The following is a 24,739-nucleotide window of genomic DNA, read 5'->3' on the forward strand; positions in this document are numbered from 1 at the left end:
TCTCAAATTTCTAATTTATCTATTAGTTAAATATAAACTACTACATAATTTAATATAGATAAATGTTATTTTCTTAATATCATAATAACATAATTTCCCATTTGCATCTAAATATTCTTTTCTTTTAAAAGAATTTCACACTCTAAATCGAATATTAATTCACATAGGTATTTACAGAAATAATAAAAGCTATGAAAACACTCATAGCTTTTTAGTACCACTAAGATTATTTAAGTTCATCTAAGTTTATTTTAATAGTTTGATCTGTTAATAGTTCTAAATATTTTGGATGAAATAATGAAATAACAATATCATCAGATAAGTTTAGCTTTGGATATACATAGGTTGCTTTTATCTCCAAATCTCCTTTTACTTCTTTATTTATTATTTGTATTGGCATATACTTATTAGAACCGTTAAAAATTTGTAAATCTTGTTTTGTTGCTATATAACCTTTTAAGTCCATTGTAATTAAGGTTTTATCATCTTTATCTTCTATTTTTTCAACCTTTAAATTACCTAAATCTAATAAATCTAAATCTATTCCTTCCTTTAGACTATATTGTTTTTTTCTATCATTACCATCCCCTATAGGTCCTGAATTACTTGCGAAATTTATAATAGAAAGTGTTCCATTTTTACTAGGATTCTCATATTCCTCCCTTATTATAATGCCCTTTTCATTTTCATCATTAGTTTTACCTTGCCATTTCAAGATTCCTTTTTCACTATCCCATAAATATGTCATAAAATATATTCCATTATCTACTGAATAGCTACTATTAATCATTTCTAATGTTATTCCAGTTGGTGATTTAATTAATTTACTAATTTCTGTTGTAAGACCATCTTTAGAAATATTTTTATTTATATCTAACTCCTTTTTAGGTACACTATTACTATCTAATGATATTTTTAATGGTTCTGCTTCAACTGCTACAGATTTTACATCATTTCCTTTACCGTATATGTCTATACTATTTATTTTTATATATCCTTCTAATTTTTCTGGCCAAGTATCTCTACTACTTGATTCTATCCCATAACCTATCATTCCAGCATAAGTATAATCGTCTACAAAATCTTTTTGCTCCAATCCTCCCATGCCCTTTATATCAGCATTAATATTTAATTCAGTATTTAAATAATATTCTTTCGTTCTATCTAATGGCTCTTTACTATTAATCTTATAGAAAAAAACTAATTTACCCCCATCATAATATACATTTTCAATATATATATTATAATTTTCATTATTTATTGCATAATCTTCTCCTATAGAATTGTTGCCATATCCCTTATCTACCTTATTATTTCTAGTAAAATACTCTAAAACTCCATTAACAAAAGGTATTTCCTTAGCACTTATTTTTCCAAATACCCCTAATGATATAGTACATATGAGCATTATACTTGCAGCAACTATAGCTCTTTTATAATTTAATAACTTTGACTTCTTTTTATTGTTTTCACAAACTGTTTTTGCAATCTCTTTAATATCCCAAGGTTCCTTAACATTAGAATTCCTAGCCATTTCTCTTAATTTTTTATCAAAATTTTCATCCATGCCGCTAATCCTCCTTTAAAATTTGATATAGCTTTTCTTTTGCTCTAAAAACTCTTGACTTGATTGTACCTTCTGGAATAGATAAAATATCTGATATTTCCTTGTAAGATAAATCATCAAAGTAAAACAATATAGTAGGAATTCTTAAGTCTTTAGTTAAGGATGAAACTGCATTATAAAGATCTATTTTATCTTCAGAGTTAATTGAATATGTAGATATATTTTCAATGTTCTCTGTATTAACTAACTTTTTATTGGCATTATATATCTTATTACATTGATTAATTAAAATTCTTATTGACCATGTTTTAAATAATTTTATGTCCTTTAAAGTGTGTAGTTTATTGTAAATTATTATAACTGTATTTTGAATTGCATCCTTTATATCCTCCTCAGAAAATAAAATCCCTTTTGCTACTCTATAATAAGCAGTTGAATTTAATTGAATTAACGATATGAAAGCTTCCTCTTCTCCCTTTTTAGCAAGCATTGTTATATGTTCAAAGTTATCTAATGTTTTATCTGTTATGCATAAAGATTTCAAAATTCTCACTCCTTTTACGTATATTAGATACTTAAAATTCATCAATAGTTTCATAATTTATGAAATTTTTTAATAATTTTTAAATAAAAATATACAAAAACCAAGGGACTTATCCCTTGGTTAATAGCTATAATATTTTTCATTAAATATTGTAACATAATTTTCCATTAGAACACATAACAAAAAATATATCATTCCCTTTATCTTGATAAAAATAAATCCTATTTTTTTAATTTATTCAAATACAACTAAAATCAGAAATGATAAAATAGAGAAAAACAATTCTATAGAAAGTATCAATTATGCATAAAAAAGCCAATAAAACTAGTTAAGTTTCACTGGCTTTTCAATTTAATTCGCATAAATTTAAAATACTACGGAACAATTGAAATTAAATGAAGTTAAGTTATCTGAATATGAAAGTATAATCACTGAACTTAAAGAAGAAAATAGAGGTTTAAATAGTGATAAAGATGCCCTAAATAATAAAATTGATAGTATCACTAATGAAAAAACAGAGGAATATATAAGCATTACGTATTTAGTCACCCAACTTTACCTTACCAAAGCTTGAAAATTATTCGCCAGCGAGAACCCTCTTTAGACTTGCATTTATAGCCTTAGAGTCTTCAGGATGTGCCAAAAGTAATTCATTTGACTTTAAAATAGCTGCAGAGTGCGTGGTTTGTACTGATTGTTTTACTTTAGGATCATCAATAGAATCAATGTAATCCTTTTGCTTCTGCCAAGCTTCTTTTATTAAGTCATAGTATTTTTTTTCAGTTGCTTCTGGTTGTGTATCTGGTTTCGTGTCTTGTTGTGTATTTTTTTGTACATCCTCTTGTTTGCTTTCTACTGCATTTTCAACAGAGGGAGATGTAGTTTTTACACTTTCTTTTACCGAACTTTGAGTGCTGCTAACCAATTGACTTGTACTTGATTTAGAAGAATTATCTTCTCCTGATGAATTATTTTTCTGTCCACATGCAACAAGTGACAGAGATAATAACAATAATCCTAATTTCAAAAATAGCTTTTTATTCATTTCACATCTCCTCGCAAAATAGATATTCTATTACACATTTTAATACTATTACGAATTTATTATAACATATATTACCAAATGCCGTATTATTCAATTTTCAAAGATCATTTAGTTCGCAATAATTTCAAATTGTTCATAATATATTTGAATTGCGAACTAAAAAATACCGTATAGTCACTTTTGAATAATGCGGTATTTTAATACGTTATCTATTTTTCACTTAATAATTCATAATTGATAAACTAAAATTTGACGAACACGGATTATGCTTATACTATTCGCCTATTCTTTTTGTCGTATATCACAACAGTTACAATTGAAACAAGAATAATCACAGCATTTGCGACAATGGTTCCCGCACAAGTCATAGTCATAGTGCCAAAGATGGGGGATACCGCATTGAACATGGTATGGAATAATACGCACATAAACACACAGCCTTTTCCTGATATTCTGTAGATTGCCCCGTTGAAAAACCGAAACGCCATGAGTTGAACTGCAAACATCCAAAAGTTGATGAGTCCCTCTCCGTGATTAGTTCCTGGAATGAAGAAGAGAGGGATATGCCAAAAAATCCAAATGATTCCAACGAAAACAGAAGATAAAACAAAGCCATATTTTTTGTCAAGCTCAGGCTGCAATATGTACATCCAGCCAGCTTCCTCCAAGCCACCGATAATAAGGCCACCAGGTAGGGAAAGGAAGAACGTATAAAATGGAAGTACCATTTCCGTGCGGCCTGAAACTACAATATGTATCAAAAAATACAGTGCAAGTCCTGCAACGACGAATAAATAAGGAAATATGTTATTTTTGGCGTAGAAAACAGTTTTCAACCATTCCTTAAAATCTGCTATTTTGTTATTCTTCTTCAGAACGATATATGAAGCAATAGCAGGTGACAAAATATAGATTGCAAAAGGAATATTCATCCCGAATTGCTGTAACGAGTGAACCCAATTGTAAACCGAATATCCGAATTGCCCAAGAGCAATCAAAGCACCTGACACAAGATAGGCTATGCAAAATGTCAGCATTGTAAATTGTACTATGATTTTTTTATCTGTCATGATTTCTTCACCTCACGTTTTGAAGTATACATTAAATTTTAATGGATGAACGCTTTGACTTTTATCACCTAATGTTTGATTTCTGCTAATTCAAAGTTGTGCTCGCGAAAATAATCCCCATTACAAATTCCAATTTATTTATCTAACCTAAATAATGCCTAATTGGTAAGCCAGAATTTTTTTGCTAGATATTTAAATACTCCTCTATAAACATTATTTGTCTTTTTATAGCTTCATTTATGGCTTTCTGAATCTCAAAATTGCAATTTGGTATATAGTATTCTGGTAATCCTGTATGAATTTCCATAGCGCTATTCCAATCTTGTCTAATATATTCTGATAATTCATCAATATCAGAATATCCATTATTCCTACAAATATCTATATTCTTTACAATGATTTCACAAAATTTAAAGCATCTAGGTAATGCCCCTTCATCGTGTCTTTTTATATAGCACAATAAAGCTATGATATTAAGCTGAATTGTTTCTATTTGTTTAGTAGTAAATACGTTTTTAGGCATTTTCCATTTCCCCCTCCATTAAATTTTTATTTATCTATCTAATTGTAAAATAAATTATGACATATTTTTACGTTTATTATTATAGTAAAATAGTTCCCTTTGCCAAAATAGCTACCTCTCCAGACACTAATATTTCTTTTTCAGAAATGCTCATAGAAACCTTAATTTTACTAGGTCTGCCGACAAACCTTCCTTGATTTATTATAATCTCATGACCTACATTAAAAATATTATGCTTATATAAATATGCACCTAATGGTCCAGCTGCACTTCCTGTAGCAACATCCTCAACGTTTCCTTGATTATCCCAGGTCCGTCCTTCTATATAATTCACATCAAATATATAAGCAAATTTAGCACCTACTTCTTTTAACATTTCTTCAAATTTAGAACTAATTATTTTTGCATTCTCTATTCCTGAAGTTAATGGTACTAATAAGTATGGTAATCCTGTTGATACAACTTCCATAGGAAATTCTTCGCTTAAATTCTCTTCTGACAAGTTCAATGCATGTACATATTTATTTCTCTTCTCTTTTGAAACTTCACAGAGGAATTCCGCTTTTCCTTGATTCATTTGTACTTCATAATATTCCTCTATCTTTTTTGAATTAACTATAATTGTTTTTTGATTTAATTGAAATGTAATTGCTATATCTTCTTCATTTCTAAAAATATGACTATGAATAGTAGCAGCTGCTCCCAAAATAGGATGCCCCGCAAAATCCAATTCTTCATCTACTGTAAAAATTCTTGCACTAAATATACTATCATCTATTCTTCTCACAAAAATTGTTTCAAATTGCTTAAACTCTTGTGTTATTTTCAACATAAGATTATCTTCTAATTCCTCATTACAAAAAACAACAGTTAATCCATTGCCAGATAAAATCTCATTGCTAAAAACATCAACATGAAAATATTCCATTTTAATTCCTCCTTATATAAAAAATATAATTAACATTTATTTTGCCTAAAATTATAACATATAGTGTAAATACCGCATTATTTAATTTTCAAAGAACATCTTTATCATTTACTACGCAAAAGTATCACATTACTTGTTAGTATCTTTAAGTTTCCTTATCTCATCAATAATGGCATATGTACAAAGTAATACAGTAAAAACAATTATTGTAGCAACTACAATACCCATTTGCTCTTGTTGAAATCCTAACATTTGAAATAAAATAATAAATACAAAAACAATAATAAATGATAATATAAAAGACTTAATTAAATTTTTATTATTACTCATAACTTCTCTCCCAAAATATATTTAATCTCAAATATAATACAATTATCCATATTTAATTTCATGTTATTTTTTAGATAAATTCAAATTTATCTCTTTGTTTTGCTCATATTTGATATTTTTTCAAAAGCAAATCCAATAATTGCTCCGACTATTATAGTATTAACTATCGTCCATATCGCTCCACTCAAAGAAGATGAAAATGTATATATAAGCGAGGACAAAGACACCAAAAGAGAAACAACAATTCCTTTTAAAAATGAATTAATTTTAAAATCACATGCGGATATTAGCAAACCAATAACTACCCATGTTACCCCAGTTGATAAATATACTTCCGTATCAAGACCTGTCGCAAACAATAAAAATGTAATATTTATTATTGCTCCAATAATTCCACAGATTATACCAATAAGATATTTGTTTACCTTCATTCCAATCCCCTTTCAAATCCCTACTTATATATTAGTTTATTAAATAACCATATCATAACTCCACACTATTATAACATATTCTTCCAATAACATCTGTTCAATTTTAAAGAATATTTGCATCGTACTTTCTGCATATTACAACATAAAAAATATCGCAAATTCATTTCTGAATTATGCGATATTTTTTATGTTATCTATTTTCAACTTAATAGTATGCTATTTAGAACCTCCACATAAACTATAATTTAAAATGGAGATTATGCTCATTTTCTGTACTTACGCTTCTCAGTTTTCACAGCATCAACAATCGCATAAACAATAACAAAACCTATTACAAACCACATCAAAATGTATGGCAACTTCCACAGCGTAAATATGTGTAACGACAAAAGAGCAAAGACTGCAGCTAAGCAGGCAAATACAACGGTAACAAGCTTATATTCTGCTTTTTTATCTGCTTTCTTTCTTTCTTCTTTCGAAAGCCATAAATATGAATTTGAAAAAATAGGGCCTCTACATCTTATTGTAAATGAGACATAAACCACTAAAGCAATAGCAATAAATCCTACAATGCAACCTGAAACAATGCGCCATGTTTCCATATCATCACCTCACAAAGTATAAATTTTCTTCCTATGAAACAGCCAGGCGAATTCCTATTTATATATTGGTTTATTAAACAACTATCTCACAACTTTATATTATTATAACATATTTTCCCAATAATATCTGTTCAATTTTAAAGAATATTTGCATCGTGCTTTCTACATATTGCAAAATAAAAAATATCGCAAATTCATTTCTGAATTATGCGATATTCTAATACTCTATCTGTATTTAACTTAATTATTCCAAATACTTATGAACTATCCTTAGGATTCTTCATTCATAATTCCTAACTTATCAAATATTATAAATGCTAAGTTTAAAGCAATTCCAACTACAGCTGCTAGTCCCATTCCTTTTAACTCTACAACACCTATACTTAATTTTATACCACTTAATCCAACCATAAAAATAACTGATGTAAGTATTAAGTTTCTTGATTTTGAAAAGTCTACTTTCTCTTCTATAAAAGTTCTAAGTCCGGATGTAGCTATAGTTCCAAATAATAATAAGCTAACACCACCTACTACTGGAGTCGGTATTGTACTTATTATAGCTGAAAGCTTACCTGAAAACCCTAATATGATTGAAATTATTCCTGCACCACATATTACATATACACTATATACCTTTGTTAATGCCATAACTCCAATATTTTCACCATATGTAGTAGTTGGTACTGATCCAAACATACCTGAAATCATAGTTGATAATCCATCTCCTAAAAGTGATCTATGAAGTCCAGGATTTTTTGATAAATCTTTACCTACTATGTTACTAGTAACCTTTAAGTGTCCGATATGCTCTGCTATTACTACGAATGTAGCTGGAAGTATAGTTAATATAGCTGTTATATCAAATTTAGCCATTTTTATTTGTGGTACTGTAAAGAACCCTGCATTGCTGATAGAAGTAAAATCTACAAGTCCCATAAAACAAGCTGTTATATAACCAACAACAACTCCTATTAAAATAGGTATTACCTTTAAAAATCCTCTAAGTAATACACTACTTAATATAACTGTTGTAAGAGTAATCATTGATACTATAACCCAAGTTGTGTTAAGTTCTGGTGAATTTGATCCTCCAACTGGGAAACCTGCCATATCAGCTGCTGTACTAGCAAGCTCTAATCCTATTATAGTAACTATTGCTCCCATTGCAGCTGGTGGAAATAATTTATCAATCCATCCTGTACCTGTATAACCTACAATAATTGCAACTATTGAAAAAACAAGACCTGAAACTACAAAGCCTCCTTGTACAGTTTGAAAACTATAACCTTCACTAAGTAATAAAAATGTTGGAGCTAAAAAAGCAAAACTTGATCCTAAATACGCTGGTATACCTTTCTTTGTTATAAAGGCATAAAGTAAAGTACCAATTCCATTGAAAAATAGTACTGTTGTTGGATCAATATTAAACAAGATAGGTACTAAAATAGATGCGCCAAACATGGCAAATAGATGTTGAATACTTAATGGAATTGCCCTCCCCATTGGAACTTTTTCATTGACATCAACCATTAAAATTTCATTTTCTGACGTTTTTTTCATATTATTGTCTCCCTTCTTAGTTTCTCAGAACTAAATTAAAAGTGTTTTTTCAAATATATCATTTTTTTTATTAAAATACAATATTTTTTTACATTTGATAAATAAAAAACTTTATATATTTTTACTTCATATATTTATTAACTAACTCATAGCATCTTTCCTTTGTACTTGCTGCTAAACTCGTTACTCTATTTAAAGGTGCTATTGTTCCACCTTTGTTAGCATCAGCAGCTGACTCACTTTTTTCATCTCTACTCTTAATCCAATTAAGCTCTTCATCTCTTAATTTATCTATTTCTTCTTTTGATAATTGTTTCTCTAATTCAGCATAAGCTTCATTTAGCATGTCATCCCATTGTTTAAATTCTTCATTAGCTGCATCAATCATATCTTGAGTTACAGGACTAGCATATTTTTCTTTTAATGATGTTTCTAAATTAACTTCTAACTTATTTAATTTTTCTAAATATATTTGCTTCGTTGAATATGTGTTGGTATTATCCTTGGATGAATCAATTCTATTTTCATTTTCTATCTTTTCTGAAGAAGTTACTACTTTTTCTTCTTTATTAGTTTGTGCTTCCTTTTCACTTACTCCATTACTACATCCCACTAAAAATAATGCACATGTGCCTAAAATACAAATCTTACTTTTAATAAATTTACTCATAATTCTTCGCCCTTATTTTTATTGTTATTTAATTTATCTTTCTAAAAAATAATATGATGAATATTCTCTTCCATCATGTCCAATCAATTTATTATCTGTAAGTGAAAAACCAAGTTTCTTTAATGCAGTTATCCTTTTAGTTGCCATATCAATAGCTTTTGTTGCCACCATGTCAAATTCAAATAGTGAATATACTTCATCAATAATTAGGCTTAAAATATTTATTATTATTTCTTCTTCTTCATAATCACTTCTTAAATCCAAGCGAAGTAAACCACAATTATTAAAATAATCTTCTGAATCTCTATGAAATAATTCTATTGTACCTATTACTTCATTTATATCTTTATCAATAATTGACCATCTTACAAATCCCTTACGATTATATTCAAATTTCCAATAATCAATAGCTTCTTTCATTCTTTTTTCAGAAGTATAATAAAAATCATCGCCACCACAATTATCACTATTAAATAGGGGCACTGCCTTTATGTCAGAATAAACTTTCAATAAATCATTACAATCATCTTCCAAAACTAATCTTAACTTATATCTATCATTTTCGAACTCTGGACAATTAAAATAGACATTACACATAATAATCTCACTTTCAAATTCCTATTTTTTAACCCACTCTACATATTGGAGTTTCAAACTATATAGTCAATACACTTAAATCTGTTTTTTCATACCGATTATGCCCTTTCAATCCTTTTTTATATTTCCAACACTTAATTGCATCTTCAAGAGATCTGCCCTCATTATTAGCAAAAAAATCTCTAATATAAGTGTTGTATTCAAACTGTCTATCTATGGTTGTTCTTACTTTTTTCTTTTCTTCTAAAATTTGATAATAGGCATCTATTGCCTCTTTATATGTCTTTCCTGTATTTTCTTTCAACCACTTTTGAAATGTCACAGGGAAAGAAAATGAATCTCCAATTCTTTTCTTAAAAAAGGCTCTGTGCTTTTCTGAACAAACGAAATTATCTTCAATTTTACTTTCTTCTGTTATAGTTTGAACATCAATTACTTTTGTTTTCTTTCTAGATTCTGATTTTCTCTTTTCTCCTGTATCTAAAAAATGTGAAATTCTATCAGTTAATTCAATTTTGCCACCACTTGTTGATAGTCCCTCGTTTCTACAAAATGTAACAAGTTCTTCTTTCAGATAGTAATACTCTTGAAAAGTTTTACTATTCAAATCTCTATTTAATATTGGTCTTTTAGTCATTCATCTTCTCCTACAAATTCCTATTTTATCTATTAGTTAAATATAAACTACTGTATAATTTAATATTGATAAATATTATTTTCTTAATATCATAATAACACAATTTCCCATTTATATCTAAATATCCTTTTCTTTTAAAAGAATCCCACACTACAAATTACATATTAATTCACATAGGTATTTACAGAAATAATAAAAGCTATTGTAAACCACATTTTTTATTGTTCACAATAGCTTTATTTTTAATTTATTTTATTACTACGTAGTTACCGCATTTATTTTTTAGTAACTACTTGAGCTGAAACCTTTTATGTTAATTCTCCATACTCTGTTTTTATAAACTTATTAGTTGTTATATTATCTATTAATTCTAATATATCTCCAATAGCTACATCTTCTTTTACATCTCTAACAGAAAGATTGATTTTTTCGCTTAAAATATCTTTAAAAGAAATTGCTACTTTTTAATTTGTGCAAATACAGCTGAAATTAAAAACGATAAAATAGAAAAAAACAACCCTATAGAAAGTATCAGTATTAAAAAGCTATTAAATAATATAAGCATTCTAAAAATAAAACTTTTATATGAATAAAAAAGCATTAATATTATGCTAACAAGTATTGATAATAAGAAAATTGTTATTATTCCATCCTTTGAATTTTTTAAATCAGCTTTGCTTAATGTCATATGAGTGCTTACTGAAAATGCTATTATAATAAATATCCAAAATCTCACATTTGTAAAGTTCTCTATAGTAAATATATACTTTAAGCAATTTTTTAAAACATCTATTATGGAGCTAATATATCCTGCTAATGTTGTGAATTCTAAAGAAGCTAGGAAATTACTTATTGTCTTACCTTCTAAAATTCTTATAAAAGTAGTTGGCAACAACAATCTTATAGATAATATTAAAACTATCGCACCTACAAATATTGGAGCTACCCCTATAAAAAAGTTACCTATTCTTTGATAAATGCTCTTTTTATTATAGGAATGCTGTACTTCACCTAAAACACCACTTTCATTTAATTTAAATGAAAACAGCTTAACCTTGTCCACCTTATGGAGAAATATAATGCACATTATATAGTGACTAAGCTCATGTACAGTAGTTCCAATAAAATTTGTCGCAATAATTCCCTTTTTCCCAAAGGTCTTTAATAAATTAATATTTGTTTTTCCTTGAATATAACCAATTAAGAATCCAAAGACTAAGAAGCTTCCTGCAATACTTAATGTTAGAATTAAGCTTAATTTTATAATATTTAATATCATATTTTATCTTTAGTGAAGGAATGTATCGCAAGTACCAATCCTCACTAACTCTCCTTTTCTTATATTATTTTGATATAACTTCATTTATTAGGCTTGTATGATATTGTGCATCTAATGGTCCTGTTGTTTTACCGTTATTTTCTAAAACTATTATTGTGGTGTCCTTACTTACATTATATTCTGTATTTGAACTAAATCCGTCTATACATCCACTATGTCTTATAATATTATCATGTATAAAAAGTCCATACCCATAACAATCAACAGGAGTTGTCATTTCCTTATAAGATTTTTCTGACACTATGTTACCTTTATGTAACATTCTACTCCAACGGAACATATCAAAAATATTAGCATGAATATCTCCAGCTGCATAAGTAAATTTAGGGTTAGCTGCTATTTCTCCTGACACATCACTTCCATGACCTTTCGCATCTAAATTTTCCATTTCCATACTACTAGTTGTCATTTTAGCAGGCTTAAATATATATTTATTTATATAATCTTCATAAGACAACCCACTGGCTTCTTCAATAATTAATCCAAGTAAGTAATAATTTGTATTGCTGTAGTCGTAGGCTTCACCTGGTTCAAAGTATAACTCTGTTAGATATAGATTTTTTAATATCAAATCCTTTGACCATCTCTTATCTTCAACATATTTATCAAAATAACTACTATTTTCATAATCTTTAAGAATTTTCAAAGTCTCTTCATCTTTCATGAATACATCTATTTCATTGAGATAATCAGGAATTCCTGATCTCATTTGCAATAAATTCTTTACAGTAATCTTATTTCCATACTTATACTTTGGAAAATACTTATCTATTGTATCATCAAGATTAATTTTATTTTGTTCAACTAATTGCATTACTGCTGCTGCCGTAAATTGTTTTGTATTTGAGGCAATAGAAAATCGTGTTGTCAACTTATTTTCTCTCTTATCATCAGCATCTGCATATCCATATGCCTTAGCAAATTTAATATTATCTCCCTCTGCAACAAGTGCTACTCCTTGAAATCTATTATTAGCTGCTTCTTCATCTAAAAATTTTTCTAAATTTTCATATCCTGGTTCAACAATTTTTGGAATATTTTCTTCAGCATTTTCTTTAGTCTGTTCTTTTTCTTTAATATCTTCCTGAGCACTTACATTCTTTGTGTTATCTACAGATTTTTTGCTAAATGCAGATAAAGTTATCATACAACTACAAATAAGTGCTGTTCCTAATAATAAATATCTCTTCTTCATAATTCCCCCGTTAGATTTTTTCTCTCCATACTATTTTAACACTTGTTCTTAATAATATAAAGTTAACAATTTCGGGTAGCAATGATATACTTTCTTGATTTCGTTAAATTAACTTGGAAAAATATTTTATCTATTTTATAACCTCATTATGCAAATAAAAGAAGATACTAACTAACGCTAGCATCTTCTGATTATAAATCTTTGCTCTTCATTTTATTTAATTCTAATTCTTTCTTTTCTTTAATCTTTTTTCTTCCCTCTTCCCATGTAGAAACTTGTATGCCTATAAGTACAATAAAAGGTAATACATTTCCTATATTGAGTTCTATTTTTCTCAAATTAAATACTCCTATTGCAAATAGTAATGATATTATTGGCAAAATACCTCCTAATATCCAATTTTCACGTTTACTTAATAATTGTTGCATAATTAACATAACTGCACTAGCTCCTAATGCTATAATAAGCACCATTGAATCACTCATTTTTATTCTCCTTACACTCCTCATTATATTTCTCTATAATTAACTTAGCAGTTTCAATATCAATCTTTGATTCAACTGCTAACCCCTTAATAAATGTTTGAAATGGCTCCTCCTCACTTTTATCATTTAATTCTATCTTTTGAATAAGTTTATCTAATCTTAATCTTACAGTTGGGTACGAAACATCATATAATTTTGCAATCTCCTTTAAAGAACCTGATTTTAATGCAAAATTTTTTAAAAACCCCAAATCTTCCTTTTCTAAAGCAAATACCCATTTAGGAATTTTATCAATATCCATTTCAAGCCTCCCTTCTTTAATAATATTAAGTATAACATTAATTTTATTAAAGTCAATATCAATTTATTTTTTAATTTTATTAATAAAATTTAATTTAAGACAGTTGAAAAGTAGCTAAAAATCAATGATTTTCAGAGTTCATTTAATTAAAAATACTTCATGTAAACTGAAGTAAATTCTTCAATATAACATTTACATAATTTAGCCTTTAGCACCGCATATTTCAGAAATTTAATTCATAATTAATTATAGTTAAATAATTTAACCAAAAACATTATTCAATATAATGCAATATTGACATTTTATGGAAATAATAGTATTGTTAAATATGTACCAATCATTTATTTTTAATTACAACTACTACTTGTTTTACTTATAAGAAAATATGAATAGTATTTTTAAAATATTTAGGATGGAGGATTGTTATGTTTAAGAAAAATGGAAAAGGGTCTAGATTGTTACTTGCAACTCTATTAATAATGTGTGTTAGTGCATTGGGAATAGGTTGTAATGCAAAACCAAATGATGAAAAAGCAAATAACACTGAAAAAATTACAATCAATGAAGGTTCTGTTACAAATGACTGGAGAAAAGAATCATATATAAATGGTATTCTTTATCAATTATCAGCTGAAGTTAAAGGTTTACAATATCAGGCATATAAACTTGCAAGAGTACAACTTGATAAAAGAATTACTGAAAGAGAAGCTGGTACGTATAAAAAACCAATTGCTATAATTTCAGATATTGATGATACACTTGCCTCAGACTGTAATTACATTGCTGGAATTGTAATGCAGGATGAAAAATGGGACAACGGACCTTGGAATGGTTATTATGATTCAATCGCTTCAACTTCAAACGTTGCAATCCCAGGTGCTGTTGAATTTATGAACTATGCAGCTGATAATGGAGTAGAAACATTTTATATTACTAACAGAGAGCATGATCAGCTTGATTTATCAGTAGCTCAGCTTCAGCGTTTAGGTTTCCCTAATGCTGATAAAGAACATGTACAAGTTTGTAATGAAAGTGGATCTTCAGATAAAACAGAAAGAAGAGAAAATATTCTTAAGGATTACGAAGTTGTTATGTATTTAGGAGATAATATTGGTGACTTCACAGAAGACTTTTCAAGAGAATTAGGTACAGTAAAGAGAACTGAACTTGCTTCTGACCCTAAATATAAAGATCTTTGGGGAGATAAATGGATAGTACTACCAAATGCAACTTACGGAAACTATGTTGACTCAGTATGGAATAATAAAAAAGATTTAACTGAAGCTGAAAAAGTCCAAGCTATTAAAGAAATCTTAAATAATTATAGTTATACAAACACTGATAAATATGAACAATGGTATAAACTTGGAAATTAAACCACTTAAATCATAGTTTCATCTAAAGTAGTATTGTAGTAATAATATTTGATTTAAGGATCTAAAAGCTCATATGTAGCTAAAAAATCTACATATGAGCTTTTAGATCTTGCATTTCTTCTTCTAAAAGTTGAACCTTTAATATTTGTTCTTAATAATATATAGATGGATGTTAAAATAAACTATATATTATTCGTAATGTTATTTATATATGAATCTTCTTTGATTTCTTAATTCTGTTAATAAAGCTTTTTAAAAGTGAAATCAATATAGATACAACTCCTCCTAAGGCAAAGAATAGTTGTATATTGCCTGTGAATAAACCAACCAATACTCCAAGTCCTACTCCATAAGCTAAAAACATAGCTAAAACTTGTATTTCTTCATCTGACAAAAATAACCTACCATTCCACTTCATCTCTAAAACACTTCCTTTATCTTCAATATCTTTATTACCTTACCCTTACTTTATGCCACTATATCATTATCATCCTTATTAGTAAGGAGTACCTAATAAATATGGAACCCGCAGTATTGCTAGATCTTTATAATTAAATGTAATATCTTGCCTAAGAGAAAAATTTTCAATAGTAGCAACTGGAAGGCATTGTTGAATAATAATAATAACTTCTTTTGATAATAAACTAATAAAATCTTTAAGCTATAACAAGTTTACCACCCTTCAGTTTAAGTTTAACATCTGATTGAGCTGCTACGTCGTTTGAATGTGTAACAACAATAATACATTTATTGCTTTCATGAGCCAAAGCTTTAAATAGTTTTATTATCTCAATAGCCGTGTCATGGTCAAGGTTTCCTGTAGGTTCATCGGCAAAAAGTATATCTCCTTCTGTGGCTAATGCACGAGCTATGGCAACCCTCTGCTGTTGTCCACCACTTATCTTTAATACACTCCTTTTAATCTCTTCCCTTGTTAATCCCGTTTTTTCTAATAAAGCACAAGCTTTTTGTTTTCTGTTTTCTATTTTATTTTTAGTTATTTCCATTGCTGTTACAACATTTTGTAAAGATGTCATATATGGTATAAGATTATAGGATTGAAATACTATGCCTATGTTCTTATTTCTAAAGTTATTTAAACCTAAAGTATTAATATTTTTACCACAATATAGTATTTCTCCAGATTTAGGTGTATCCAAGCCACTAATTAAAGAAAGAAGTGTTGTTTTACCTGACCCAGAGGAGCCTAATATAGTATAAAACTTTCCTTTCTCAAAGCTGAAATCAACATTATTTAAAATAGATATTTTTTTTGAAGCATCTTGATAGTGATAACTTATATTTTTTAATTCTAATATTGCGCTCATTTCTATACCTCCTTATTCATTCTTTAAAAGAATTGTTTTAGGGTTAAATCTAAGTATTAATACTGTTGGAACCGTTGTTGCTAAAATTACAATTAGAAATCCTATTAAATATAATTTTTGAAGATCACTTGAACTTACTCCAACATCAATTTTATCTATGGCATCAACCTTTTCGTTCATTGTTCCCCCAGGCCCAACCATCACCACTCCTGAGTTTGAAGGTTGCGAATTTTTTTGTTTTTCAGTGACCTCTATTTCATTCTGTAATAGATTATTTCCTATTTTCTGTGCTACTACATTTCCGGTAAATGTTGATATGCTAAAAGCTATACAAGCAACAATCATGATTTCTACTAATAATTGACTAATAATTTTAAATCTGCTTTCTCCCATAGACATTAACACACCAATTTCATACCTTCTATCCTTAAGTGATAAAATTATTATAAGTGATAGAATTACTGCACCTGCAATGGCAACTATAATAACTATTGTTTTTGAAAATGATCCAACATTTTCAATAGGTCCCATCATCTGTTTATACAAAGAGTCCTTTGCATCTAATTTATAATCTTCTAAATTTATACCTGAATCTTTTACATCATTTTTAAAGCTTTCAATATTCATAGGGTCATCCATGTAATATACAGCATTTTCAATAGTATCTATTTCCCCAGATGAGTAAGAGGCCAATTGTGCTGTAACTGAATTAGGAACATATATTTTATTATAGGGACTTAAAAATGTCATCGCATCCATCATAGGATTTGATTCAATTTTTTCAGCTTTATATATTCCTACCACTTCTAATTCTAGAGTATTTTTTCCTTCTAAGTTTTTTACTTTTATTTTGTCACCAAGCTTTAACTTGTTTTCATCTGCTAGTTTTTTCTCTATAATTGCTACATTTTTTCCCTGATCGCTCTCTGTTAAGTTTCTTCCTTCAATCAGCTTACTTCTTTCTTCGGTAAAGTCAGGAGAAAGCTCTGTATATAAATCGCCTTCGAATGATACATCAGGATCAGCCATACCCGGTGGTCCAACCGATGATACCATAGAGGAATTTTTATCATCCTTCTTATCATCCTGCTCTTTCACAAAGGGTTTAAAATTTTCTGCTGAAGCCAGTCCTGAGGATGAGTAATTATATGCTTTAACATGCTCTAAGTCTTTTAATTTATCCGCGTCTTTAATAGTTAGTGGAGTTATGTCGAGTTTACCACCTTTATTACCTGATTTAGACATTGCCTTTTCAATATCAATTCCAAGAGTTACAGCACCACCAAGTTTTTTTCTAGCAAGTTCACCTGATTTAACAGTAGCAGATCGTATTGCTAAACCAGCAAGAACCATATTGGCTATGACGCTTAAAATTACAATTAATATTATAGTTTTCATCTTTCTTTTAGTAACACTTAATATTGCTCTTTTTATAAAGTTCATTGTTCTTCCTCCTATTTTTAATCTTTAGGCATCTGAAAATAAATAATAAGTCAAAGATTGGAAGTATATTTTGAGTTAGAAAAGGAAACAGGTTCCGCAGATAATAGCACTATCTAAGGGTTCTGTTGACGCAGTATAACACAAAATAGACGAGCATTCTGACTTATTTATTTTTTGAAGATGCCTTATTACATTATTAATTGTAAATTTGTATTGTGTAGTTACTGTGAAGTCTAAGTGTTTTTAAAATGAAAAAACAGAAGCTTAATTGCTTCTGTTAAAAATAATTTTAAAACAAACTCCTGAATCGGTATTGCTCATTTTATACTCTATTCCATGAGCTTCAAATATCGTCTTTACAATATATAACCCTAAACCAGTACCTCCAGTACTTCTATTTCGAGATCTTTCTATACGATAAAAAGGATTAAAGATCTTTTCAAATTCAGTTTCATCTATATGTGTCCCTGTATTTTCAACAGTTAACACTACCTCATCTTTTTCTACCCACAAGTTTATAAAGACCTTCTCATTCCTCGCTGTGTGTATAATAGAATTACTAATTATATTAGATATTGCCTTTTTAATTAGTTTTTCATCTGCCTGAACATAAACTTCTTCGGCTATTTTTATATTTAAACTTATATACTTTTTATTTGCAATATAAATGAGTTTTTCAATACAATTATTAACTAGATAAGATAGATTTATTTCAGTGTATTGTGGTTTAAACCCATGACCTTCTAGTTTTGATACTTCCAGTATTTCTCTTACCATTGATTCCATATCATTCAAGACTACTAAGGCTCTATTCATATATTTATCTCTATCCCTATAAGCTCCAATATTTCCAATCATACCTTCAAGTTGCCCCTTTATTATTGTAATAGGTGTTTTTAATTCATGTGAAATTGTAGCAGTAAATTCTCTTCTTTTTCTTTCAATTTCTCGTTCTCTTTCAATGTCATCCAAAAGCTTTAAATTAGTATTTTTGAGTTCATTCATAGTATGCTGTAAATTAGAAGCTAATTCATTTAAACTTAAGGCAATTTCCCCTATTTCATCCTCACTATTTACCTCACAGCTTTTTTCAAAATCTAAAGCAGCTAGATGTTTAGCTGCGTTATTTATTTTAAGTAATGGCTTAGTAATTATTTTTGAATATATAAAGGCTCCCACAACTGATATAATAAGGACTACAAGGCCAATTAATGGTAGTAAATTAAAAATAACCTTTGAAGCTTCATCTATTGGCTGAAGTGGTACTACGACATTCATAGTGTAGCTTTCATTATTATTTAAAAAAGTTATCTGTCTTGAAACCACATAGGTAGAAGGAGATATATTATTACCCGAAATTACAATGCCACCTGCTTGGAATGTATCCATGGATTGAGACGTATTATTTATATTACCTTGATCTAATACAGACATTTCTATCAAATTAAATGGTAAGTATACAAGCCTTCCTAGACTATCTTGTATAGTTAAACTAACAGTATATTTAACACTAAACTCATCAAAGTATTTTTTAGCGTCATTAATTGAAAGCTTTGAAACAGTGTTTTCTAGTTTATTCAATCCTGTTTCAATAGTACTTTTTTTATATTTATAATAATAGCTTGGTAGTAAAAAATATAATATTAAATAGATGCATAAAGTTGAGATTATTAGTAAAACAGATGTAATTTTAAAAATTTTAAAAGTAATACTTTTTTTTGTACTATTTTTCAAGTTTATAGCCAACACCTCTAATCGTTTTAATATAATCAACCTTTAACTTGCACCTTAAGTTTTTAATGTGAGTGTCAACAACCCTAGCATCCCCATAAAAATCATAACCCCATAATTGATTTAATAGCATTTCTCTTGTTAAAATCTTGCCTTTATTTTTAATAAAAATTTTTAGCAGATCAAACTCTTTAGCTGTAAGTTCAATCTCTTTTTCACCTACCCAAACCTTAAAACAGCTAGCATCTAGTATAATATTTTCAAAACTAAATTTAACACCATCATCTGCTGCTTTTGTTCGTCTAAGTACTGCTTCAACTCTTTTAATTAAAAGATTAACTGAGAAAGGTTTCGTTATATAATCATCTACTTTTAATTCAAAACCTTTTATTTGATCTTGTTCTTCTTCTAAAGCAGTTAACATTATTATTGGTATTTTAGATGTCTTTCTAATGATTTCACATACAACAAAGCCATCAATCTTTGGTAGCATTATATCAAGAATCACCAAATCAAATTTGCCTGAATTAAATTTTTCAATGCCCATTAATCCATCCCCAGCTACTTCAACAACATATCCATCTGCATACAAAAATTCACGTATTATTTCCTGTATATCTAAATCATCTTCAATTACAAGTATCTTTTCATTCATAAATTCACCTTCCTATCTTAATTATTATAAAGTATAATTGTGTTTTTTCTGTGAAGTTAAAAATTTTAATATTACACATAAAAATACCGTATATATTAACTTTTAAAGCTACTATGTACGGTAAAACTAATTATATGTATTACTTATGTAGTTTTTTAATTCACTCATAAATTTCTATTCCCTACACTATGTTTAATATCTTAATAATATCAAAAATTTTATACTTGTACAATTAAGCATAGAAAGATATTGCAAACAAAAAAAGAAGTATCCAAACTTCATTTAGACCTTCTCCCTAGTTGTTATATTTAAAATACTTTTGCACAATCTATTTTGTATATTTTAGCTTTGATTTCTCAAAGTTTACTCCAGATAATAAGAATAATACCCCTGAAGTTAATAATGCAAGTCCTAAACCTATATAAAAGCTTCCAAGATATATAGGGTTTACTATACCAGAATTTCTTAATAATATTCCGAATGTTATCATAAATGCCATAATTAAATATGATTTAAAATCAAAAAATGAAAAAACACAGTGTTTACCTAAAGTACTATTAATTATTCTCACCATATGCTTCTTTACCATTTTGCTAAATATAAAATTATAAAAAGTAAAGAAAACTATAGAAGAAATAATTAAAAATGGAATTGGATTTTTCGCATTTCTAAATAGATCTTCAACGCCAAGATTTAATACATTACCTCCAGCAATGCCCCATAAAGCTCCTCCTAGTATAAAAAGTGTTCTTTTATTAGCTTTTATCTCAAATTTTTCTAATAGTTCCATTACTATCATCTCCGTTCGCAAGTAATTAGTTCCTATGCGAACTATTTTATTACTTTTTATATAAATAGTCAATATATTTTATAATATGTGCATAATAAATAATATTTTAAAAGCTATGCCAGTTTCCTTAACTGACATAGCTTTCACTTCTCTCTATAATAAATCTATGTATAAATTATTTCTACTCCTGAAAAATTAATATCACCAACTAATGTTAAAGTATTTGTTGTTATTTTATCATTTTTATTTTTTTTCACTAATACCTCCTAAAAATACATTGGTTCTATCATCAATATTCCAAGTTTTTGGCACATATAATTCCATTCCTGAAAAAGAAACATTAATCCACTTTGAAACTAAAAGCGAGGTTGTAATTATATCTAACAGCCTCGCTTTTTACTATTAAATTATTTTAACAAACTATGATTTCTTTAATTATATATTCTCAGCTATAATTTTCTTGTATGCTTTTGTATCAGTATATATTTCATCTTTAATAGGATTAATCTTATTTTTAAATATTTTTCTAAATTGATAAATAACAAGGGCTACATTTGCTATTAATGATAGTAGACTAACTACAAAAAAGACTGTAGGATTATGTGTAGTTGACACTGGAGCAATCTTATCTGCAAATTGAGGTACTGTTAATGAAAACATTGCCCAAAAGGCTAAAGTATGTGCTCTATGCTGTAGCCATGCCCCTTTTTTAATAACGATTGCTGGTATTGTACATGAAAATAATAATGCTAGTCCACAATAGAAGGAATGATCAGCTATACAATTATAGGTATATGCAAAATTCCATAAATCATAGGCAATAATCCATGGCCATATCATATCTGGCCATATCATATCTTGTGTCTTATCCTTTGACACATATATTCCAAACCATCCACAAATAGCAATAATATTAAGTATTCCTGCAATACCATTCATAATATTCCAAGTGCCAGACATAGCCCAAAGATTATTTATATATGTGCCTTCCCATGCACCATATGAAAAACATTGAAAGTCACGTATTACAGCTTCCATGATATTAATAGCTAAAATCAATGGTGGAAACAATAACATCCATTTCTTTTTTGCTAAGGAAGGTATATATCTAATAGCCATAAATCCTAAACACCCAGCTAAGGCCGAATAAGTTTTTACCCAGTTAAACCAATTTCCAGTTCCATATTCATTTCCTGGTGCTGCTGTTTGAGGCCATACAAAAATAGTTAATATTGTTGGAACTACTAAAAACAATATTATTCCTGCCCACTTCTTAGAACGAGCAAGCTCATTAAATGCCATTAGTGAAAATAATACAAAAAACCAAATTCCCCATCCTGTAAAACTTGTAACTTCATATAAAATTCCCATTTTAATTCCTCCAAAATTCTAACTTCTATTTAATTTATTAATTACTAATAGAAATTAGAACAAAAAGTTACTTTCATATCAATATTTTCTGATTACAGAGCCTAATAAAAAAGTGGTATATGTAAATTTAATTATTCCGTCGATCCACTCCAAGTCAACGCAAACTTACATATGTCCACTTACAAACTGAAGGTAAGGAAAGTATAAATTAAATCTACTTCTTCACTCTGAATTACTAAAAGCCTTATACAATCACCTTTTCAAAAGTTTAAACTTTTATACTTTCCTAGAAATTATAAAATTAATTATATTTACAATCCACTCACTTAAATTAGGATATTCTTGTTTTATTAAATTTTTTACATCTTCTGCTGAAGTATCTAATGGTAGTGTATTTATTCCTTCTACCTTATTTCCTATAGCTATATTAGCCTTTGCATAGTCTCCTATTGCTATGTCTGATGCTATAGCTCCAGCGCCTACTGCATATTTTCCTATTGACACTGCCCCAATGGAAAAAATTCCTATAGCTATTGCCCCAATTGAAAAAGTTCCTAAAGAAATAACCCCTACTGCTAGCAGTAACCCTATTGATAAAAGAGCCAACGTAATTAATCCAATAGACATAAAACCACAACTTAAAATACCAAAAGATATAAAACCTACTGATATTATCCCATATGATATATTTCCTACTGAGACTATACCTTTCGCCTTCTTGAAACCTCTTCCAATATTAATATGAACAAGTGGTAATCCAAATAATATTCTCTTACTTTTATATTCATATTCCACTGAAGACCTTCTATTTATATTAATAACTACCTGTGTTTTTTTATCATCTACTTTTTCTGCTTCATGTTCTTCTGTATTACTTATTTCATTACTTTGTAAAATATCAAATTCATCACTATCTTTAACTAAACTATCAATAGTTACATTATATAGTTCAGCTATTGCTATTAACTTCTTCAAATCTGGTGTTGATTGTCCTAACTCCCATTTTGAAATTGCTTGTCTTGATACCCCTAATTTCTCTGCTAATTCTTCTTGAGATAGTCTATTATTATTTCTTAATAATTGTAATTTTTCAGCTAAACTCACTTATCTCACCTCCATTAAAAATTATACATAATTACCATATTTTAATCTACCAACTATCAGTTTCTTTTCGTCAACCAGCAGTTGCAACTTCTGTATTTACAAGTATTCATCTGTGGTTAATAAAATTTTAGATTTTTTCATATACAATATATTTATAATATTTTCAACTTCAAGTTTCTATTATATAATTGCATATAAAAAATCTCAGATAGTTCTTCTACTATATCTGAGATTTTTAAATATTATTTAAATTATTTGATGTGTCTTTCTAAATATTGTTCTATAGTGGCGATCCACAATATTCACATTCTCTAGCATTAGTAGTTACCTTATTTTGAGCCCCACAACACTTACATGTTATAACTTTTTCCTCAGCTTTTAGTTCACTATTGTTAGATGTAGTCTCATAAATATTTTCCTTACTTTGTTGTGGTAAAACTATTTCGTTAGTACTATTGTTTATATAAGCACCTTGTAAATATCCATTGTCAATCATATCATTTAAGTCTTTTCTTACAGAATATGTAGGTAAAGACATATAACTTGCAAGATTATCTATAATATATTCCTTTTCACTTATAATTATAGAAATATATTTTTCATACCTTTCTACCTTCAAAACATTTTTTTTAGAAAGTCTTAGTTCAGCTAACCCTATTAGAAATAACATTATAGCTTGTGGAATAATATCGCTTATTTTAGCATTTGAAGATGTTAATATTACTAATATTACTGCTGCACCCATAAAGAAACAGAAATATGCTATACCTTTTGCAAATGCTATCTTCTTATTAATATTAATTCTCTTGTATATTAAGTATAGTCCAAACGGAAAAAATACTATCATAAATATCATGATTACAGGTAAAGAATATAGTGGTTTTACCTTCTTTTTATAATTATAATAATTAATATTATTCATTTATTTTCTCCCGTATCTTAGAATTTATATTGACCTTTTTTATACTCTTTATCTTTGTATTTCTCTAAAATACTCTGATAAATTTTATTTAATAGTTATTTATATTCACTGTACTCACTTATCATTATTTATTATTATATATATATTAATTTAACAATTAAATATAAAAATATCATATAGTTCTTCTACTCTATA

General features: G+C 28.1%; 27 protein-coding genes and 1 pseudogene. 1 reads left to right on the forward strand and 27 read right to left on the reverse strand.

From position 1 onward, the window contains the following. Positions 1-226 precede the first annotated feature (226 nt). From ACZJV1_RS09930 to ACZJV1_RS10010, 17 genes are all read right to left on the reverse strand, one after another. Positions 227-1,567 carry a DUF4179 domain-containing protein gene (locus tag ACZJV1_RS09930; RefSeq protein ID WP_463650031.1) on the reverse strand — a complete coding sequence of 447 codons (1,341 nt, stop codon included), beginning with the start codon at positions 1,565-1,567 and terminating at the stop codon, positions 227-229. 4 nt (positions 1,568-1,571) lie between these two features. Next, the gene (locus ACZJV1_RS09935; RefSeq protein WP_411167814.1) at positions 1,572-2,120 is read right to left on the reverse strand and encodes an RNA polymerase sigma factor; all 549 of its coding nucleotides are present in this window, start codon (positions 2,118-2,120) and stop codon (positions 1,572-1,574) included. A 568-nt stretch (positions 2,121-2,688) separates the two neighbouring features. Further along, entirely contained in the window at positions 2,689-3,156 is a 468-nt protein-coding gene (locus ACZJV1_RS09940; protein ID WP_411167815.1) for a hypothetical protein, read from the reverse strand. 269 nt (positions 3,157-3,425) lie between these two features. Continuing rightward, positions 3,426-4,226, reverse strand: coding sequence for a CPBP family intramembrane glutamic endopeptidase (locus ACZJV1_RS09945; protein ID WP_411167816.1), 801 nt, complete (start codon positions 4,224-4,226; stop codon positions 3,426-3,428). Positions 4,227-4,410: 184 nt separating this feature from the next. Continuing rightward, positions 4,411-4,749 carry a hypothetical protein gene (locus ACZJV1_RS09950; protein WP_322413123.1) on the reverse strand — a complete coding sequence of 113 codons (339 nt, stop codon included), beginning with the start codon at positions 4,747-4,749 and terminating at the stop codon, positions 4,411-4,413. Positions 4,750-4,828: 79 nt separating this feature from the next. Further along, complete coding sequence (locus ACZJV1_RS09955) at positions 4,829-5,677, reverse strand: PhzF family phenazine biosynthesis protein (protein ID WP_411167817.1); 849 nt, start codon at positions 5,675-5,677, stop codon at positions 4,829-4,831. A 129-nt stretch (positions 5,678-5,806) separates the two neighbouring features. Beyond that, the gene (locus ACZJV1_RS09960) at positions 5,807-6,007 is read right to left on the reverse strand and encodes a hypothetical protein (protein ID WP_411167818.1); all 201 of its coding nucleotides are present in this window, start codon (positions 6,005-6,007) and stop codon (positions 5,807-5,809) included. Between the two features lie 86 nt (positions 6,008-6,093). Further along, positions 6,094-6,438 (reverse strand): hypothetical protein, encoded by a 345-nt coding sequence (locus ACZJV1_RS09965; protein ID WP_411167819.1) that lies wholly within the window; start codon positions 6,436-6,438, stop codon positions 6,094-6,096. Between the two features lie 263 nt (positions 6,439-6,701). Next, positions 6,702-7,040: a DUF3784 domain-containing protein gene (locus tag ACZJV1_RS09970; RefSeq protein ID WP_322459139.1), complete on the reverse strand. Its 339-nt coding sequence runs from the start codon at positions 7,038-7,040 to the stop codon at positions 6,702-6,704. Between the two features lie 270 nt (positions 7,041-7,310). Further along, on the reverse strand, positions 7,311-8,600 hold the full coding sequence (gene uraA / locus ACZJV1_RS09975; RefSeq protein ID WP_411167820.1) for a uracil permease: 1,290 nt from the start codon (positions 8,598-8,600) through the stop codon (positions 7,311-7,313). A gap of 121 nt (positions 8,601-8,721) precedes the next feature. Continuing rightward, the gene (locus ACZJV1_RS09980) at positions 8,722-9,270 is read right to left on the reverse strand and encodes a lysozyme inhibitor LprI family protein (protein ID WP_411167821.1); all 549 of its coding nucleotides are present in this window, start codon (positions 9,268-9,270) and stop codon (positions 8,722-8,724) included. Positions 9,271-9,303: 33 nt separating this feature from the next. Continuing rightward, positions 9,304-9,867, reverse strand: a complete 564-nt coding sequence (locus tag ACZJV1_RS09985; protein ID WP_463650032.1) for a GNAT family N-acetyltransferase — start codon at positions 9,865-9,867, stop codon at positions 9,304-9,306. A gap of 58 nt (positions 9,868-9,925) precedes the next feature. Next, complete coding sequence (locus ACZJV1_RS09990; RefSeq protein ID WP_411167823.1) at positions 9,926-10,504, reverse strand: DUF6434 domain-containing protein; 579 nt, start codon at positions 10,502-10,504, stop codon at positions 9,926-9,928. Between the two features lie 457 nt (positions 10,505-10,961). Next, complete coding sequence (locus ACZJV1_RS09995; RefSeq protein ID WP_463650033.1) at positions 10,962-11,783, reverse strand: hypothetical protein; 822 nt, start codon at positions 11,781-11,783, stop codon at positions 10,962-10,964. Between the two features lie 64 nt (positions 11,784-11,847). Continuing rightward, the gene (locus ACZJV1_RS10000; RefSeq protein WP_463650034.1) at positions 11,848-13,038 is read right to left on the reverse strand and encodes a serine hydrolase domain-containing protein; all 1,191 of its coding nucleotides are present in this window, start codon (positions 13,036-13,038) and stop codon (positions 11,848-11,850) included. Positions 13,039-13,229: 191 nt separating this feature from the next. Continuing rightward, a complete protein-coding gene (locus ACZJV1_RS10005) occupies positions 13,230-13,523 on the reverse strand; it encodes a hypothetical protein (RefSeq protein ID WP_411167826.1) in 294 nt (97 codons plus the stop codon). Then, positions 13,516-13,824, reverse strand: coding sequence for a DUF2089 family protein (locus tag ACZJV1_RS10010; RefSeq protein WP_411167827.1), 309 nt, complete (start codon positions 13,822-13,824; stop codon positions 13,516-13,518). The genes ACZJV1_RS10005 and ACZJV1_RS10010 overlap by 8 nt, the downstream gene beginning before the upstream one ends. A 425-nt stretch (positions 13,825-14,249) precedes the next feature. Here ACZJV1_RS10010 and ACZJV1_RS10015 point away from each other — a divergent pair, with 425 nt between their 5' ends. Next, entirely contained in the window at positions 14,250-15,200 is a 951-nt protein-coding gene (locus ACZJV1_RS10015) for a 5'-nucleotidase, lipoprotein e(P4) family (RefSeq protein ID WP_463650035.1), read from the forward strand. Positions 15,201-15,405: 205 nt separating this feature from the next. Here ACZJV1_RS10015 and ACZJV1_RS10020 read toward each other — a convergent pair whose 3' ends face one another. The 10 genes and pseudogenes from ACZJV1_RS10020 to ACZJV1_RS10065 all read right to left on the reverse strand — a co-directional run bounded on the left by ACZJV1_RS10020 (position 15,406) and on the right by ACZJV1_RS10065 (position 24,544). Then, positions 15,406-15,618, reverse strand: coding sequence for a hypothetical protein (locus tag ACZJV1_RS10020; RefSeq protein WP_411167829.1), 213 nt, complete (start codon positions 15,616-15,618; stop codon positions 15,406-15,408). 238 nt (positions 15,619-15,856) lie between these two features. Beyond that, on the reverse strand, positions 15,857-16,528 hold the full coding sequence (locus tag ACZJV1_RS10025) for an ABC transporter ATP-binding protein (protein ID WP_411167830.1): 672 nt from the start codon (positions 16,526-16,528) through the stop codon (positions 15,857-15,859). 12 nt (positions 16,529-16,540) lie between these two features. Beyond that, a complete protein-coding gene (locus tag ACZJV1_RS10030; RefSeq protein WP_463650036.1) occupies positions 16,541-17,971 on the reverse strand; it encodes an ABC transporter permease in 1,431 nt (476 codons plus the stop codon). Between the two features lie 264 nt (positions 17,972-18,235). After that, positions 18,236-19,552, reverse strand: a complete 1,317-nt coding sequence (locus ACZJV1_RS10035; protein ID WP_463650037.1) for a sensor histidine kinase — start codon at positions 19,550-19,552, stop codon at positions 18,236-18,238. A 142-nt stretch (positions 19,553-19,694) separates the two neighbouring features. After that, a complete protein-coding gene (locus tag ACZJV1_RS10040) occupies positions 19,695-20,357 on the reverse strand; it encodes a response regulator transcription factor (RefSeq protein ID WP_463650038.1) in 663 nt (220 codons plus the stop codon). Between the two features lie 328 nt (positions 20,358-20,685). Next, entirely contained in the window at positions 20,686-21,147 is a 462-nt protein-coding gene (locus tag ACZJV1_RS10045) for a hypothetical protein (protein ID WP_463650039.1), read from the reverse strand. A gap of 164 nt (positions 21,148-21,311) precedes the next feature. Then, positions 21,312-21,492, reverse strand: a pseudogene (locus tag ACZJV1_RS10050) (LiaF transmembrane domain-containing protein); the annotation flags it as partial. Positions 21,493-21,582: 90 nt separating this feature from the next. After that, complete coding sequence (locus ACZJV1_RS10055) at positions 21,583-22,518, reverse strand: DUF5692 family protein (RefSeq protein ID WP_463650040.1); 936 nt, start codon at positions 22,516-22,518, stop codon at positions 21,583-21,585. A 276-nt stretch (positions 22,519-22,794) separates the two neighbouring features. Then, positions 22,795-23,622 carry a helix-turn-helix domain-containing protein gene (locus ACZJV1_RS10060; RefSeq protein WP_463650041.1) on the reverse strand — a complete coding sequence of 276 codons (828 nt, stop codon included), beginning with the start codon at positions 23,620-23,622 and terminating at the stop codon, positions 22,795-22,797. A 280-nt stretch (positions 23,623-23,902) separates the two neighbouring features. Further along, entirely contained in the window at positions 23,903-24,544 is a 642-nt protein-coding gene (locus tag ACZJV1_RS10065) for a hypothetical protein (protein WP_463650042.1), read from the reverse strand. Positions 24,545-24,739 lie beyond the last annotated feature (195 nt).

It is taken from the genome of Clostridium sp. LS3 (assembly GCF_055330225.1).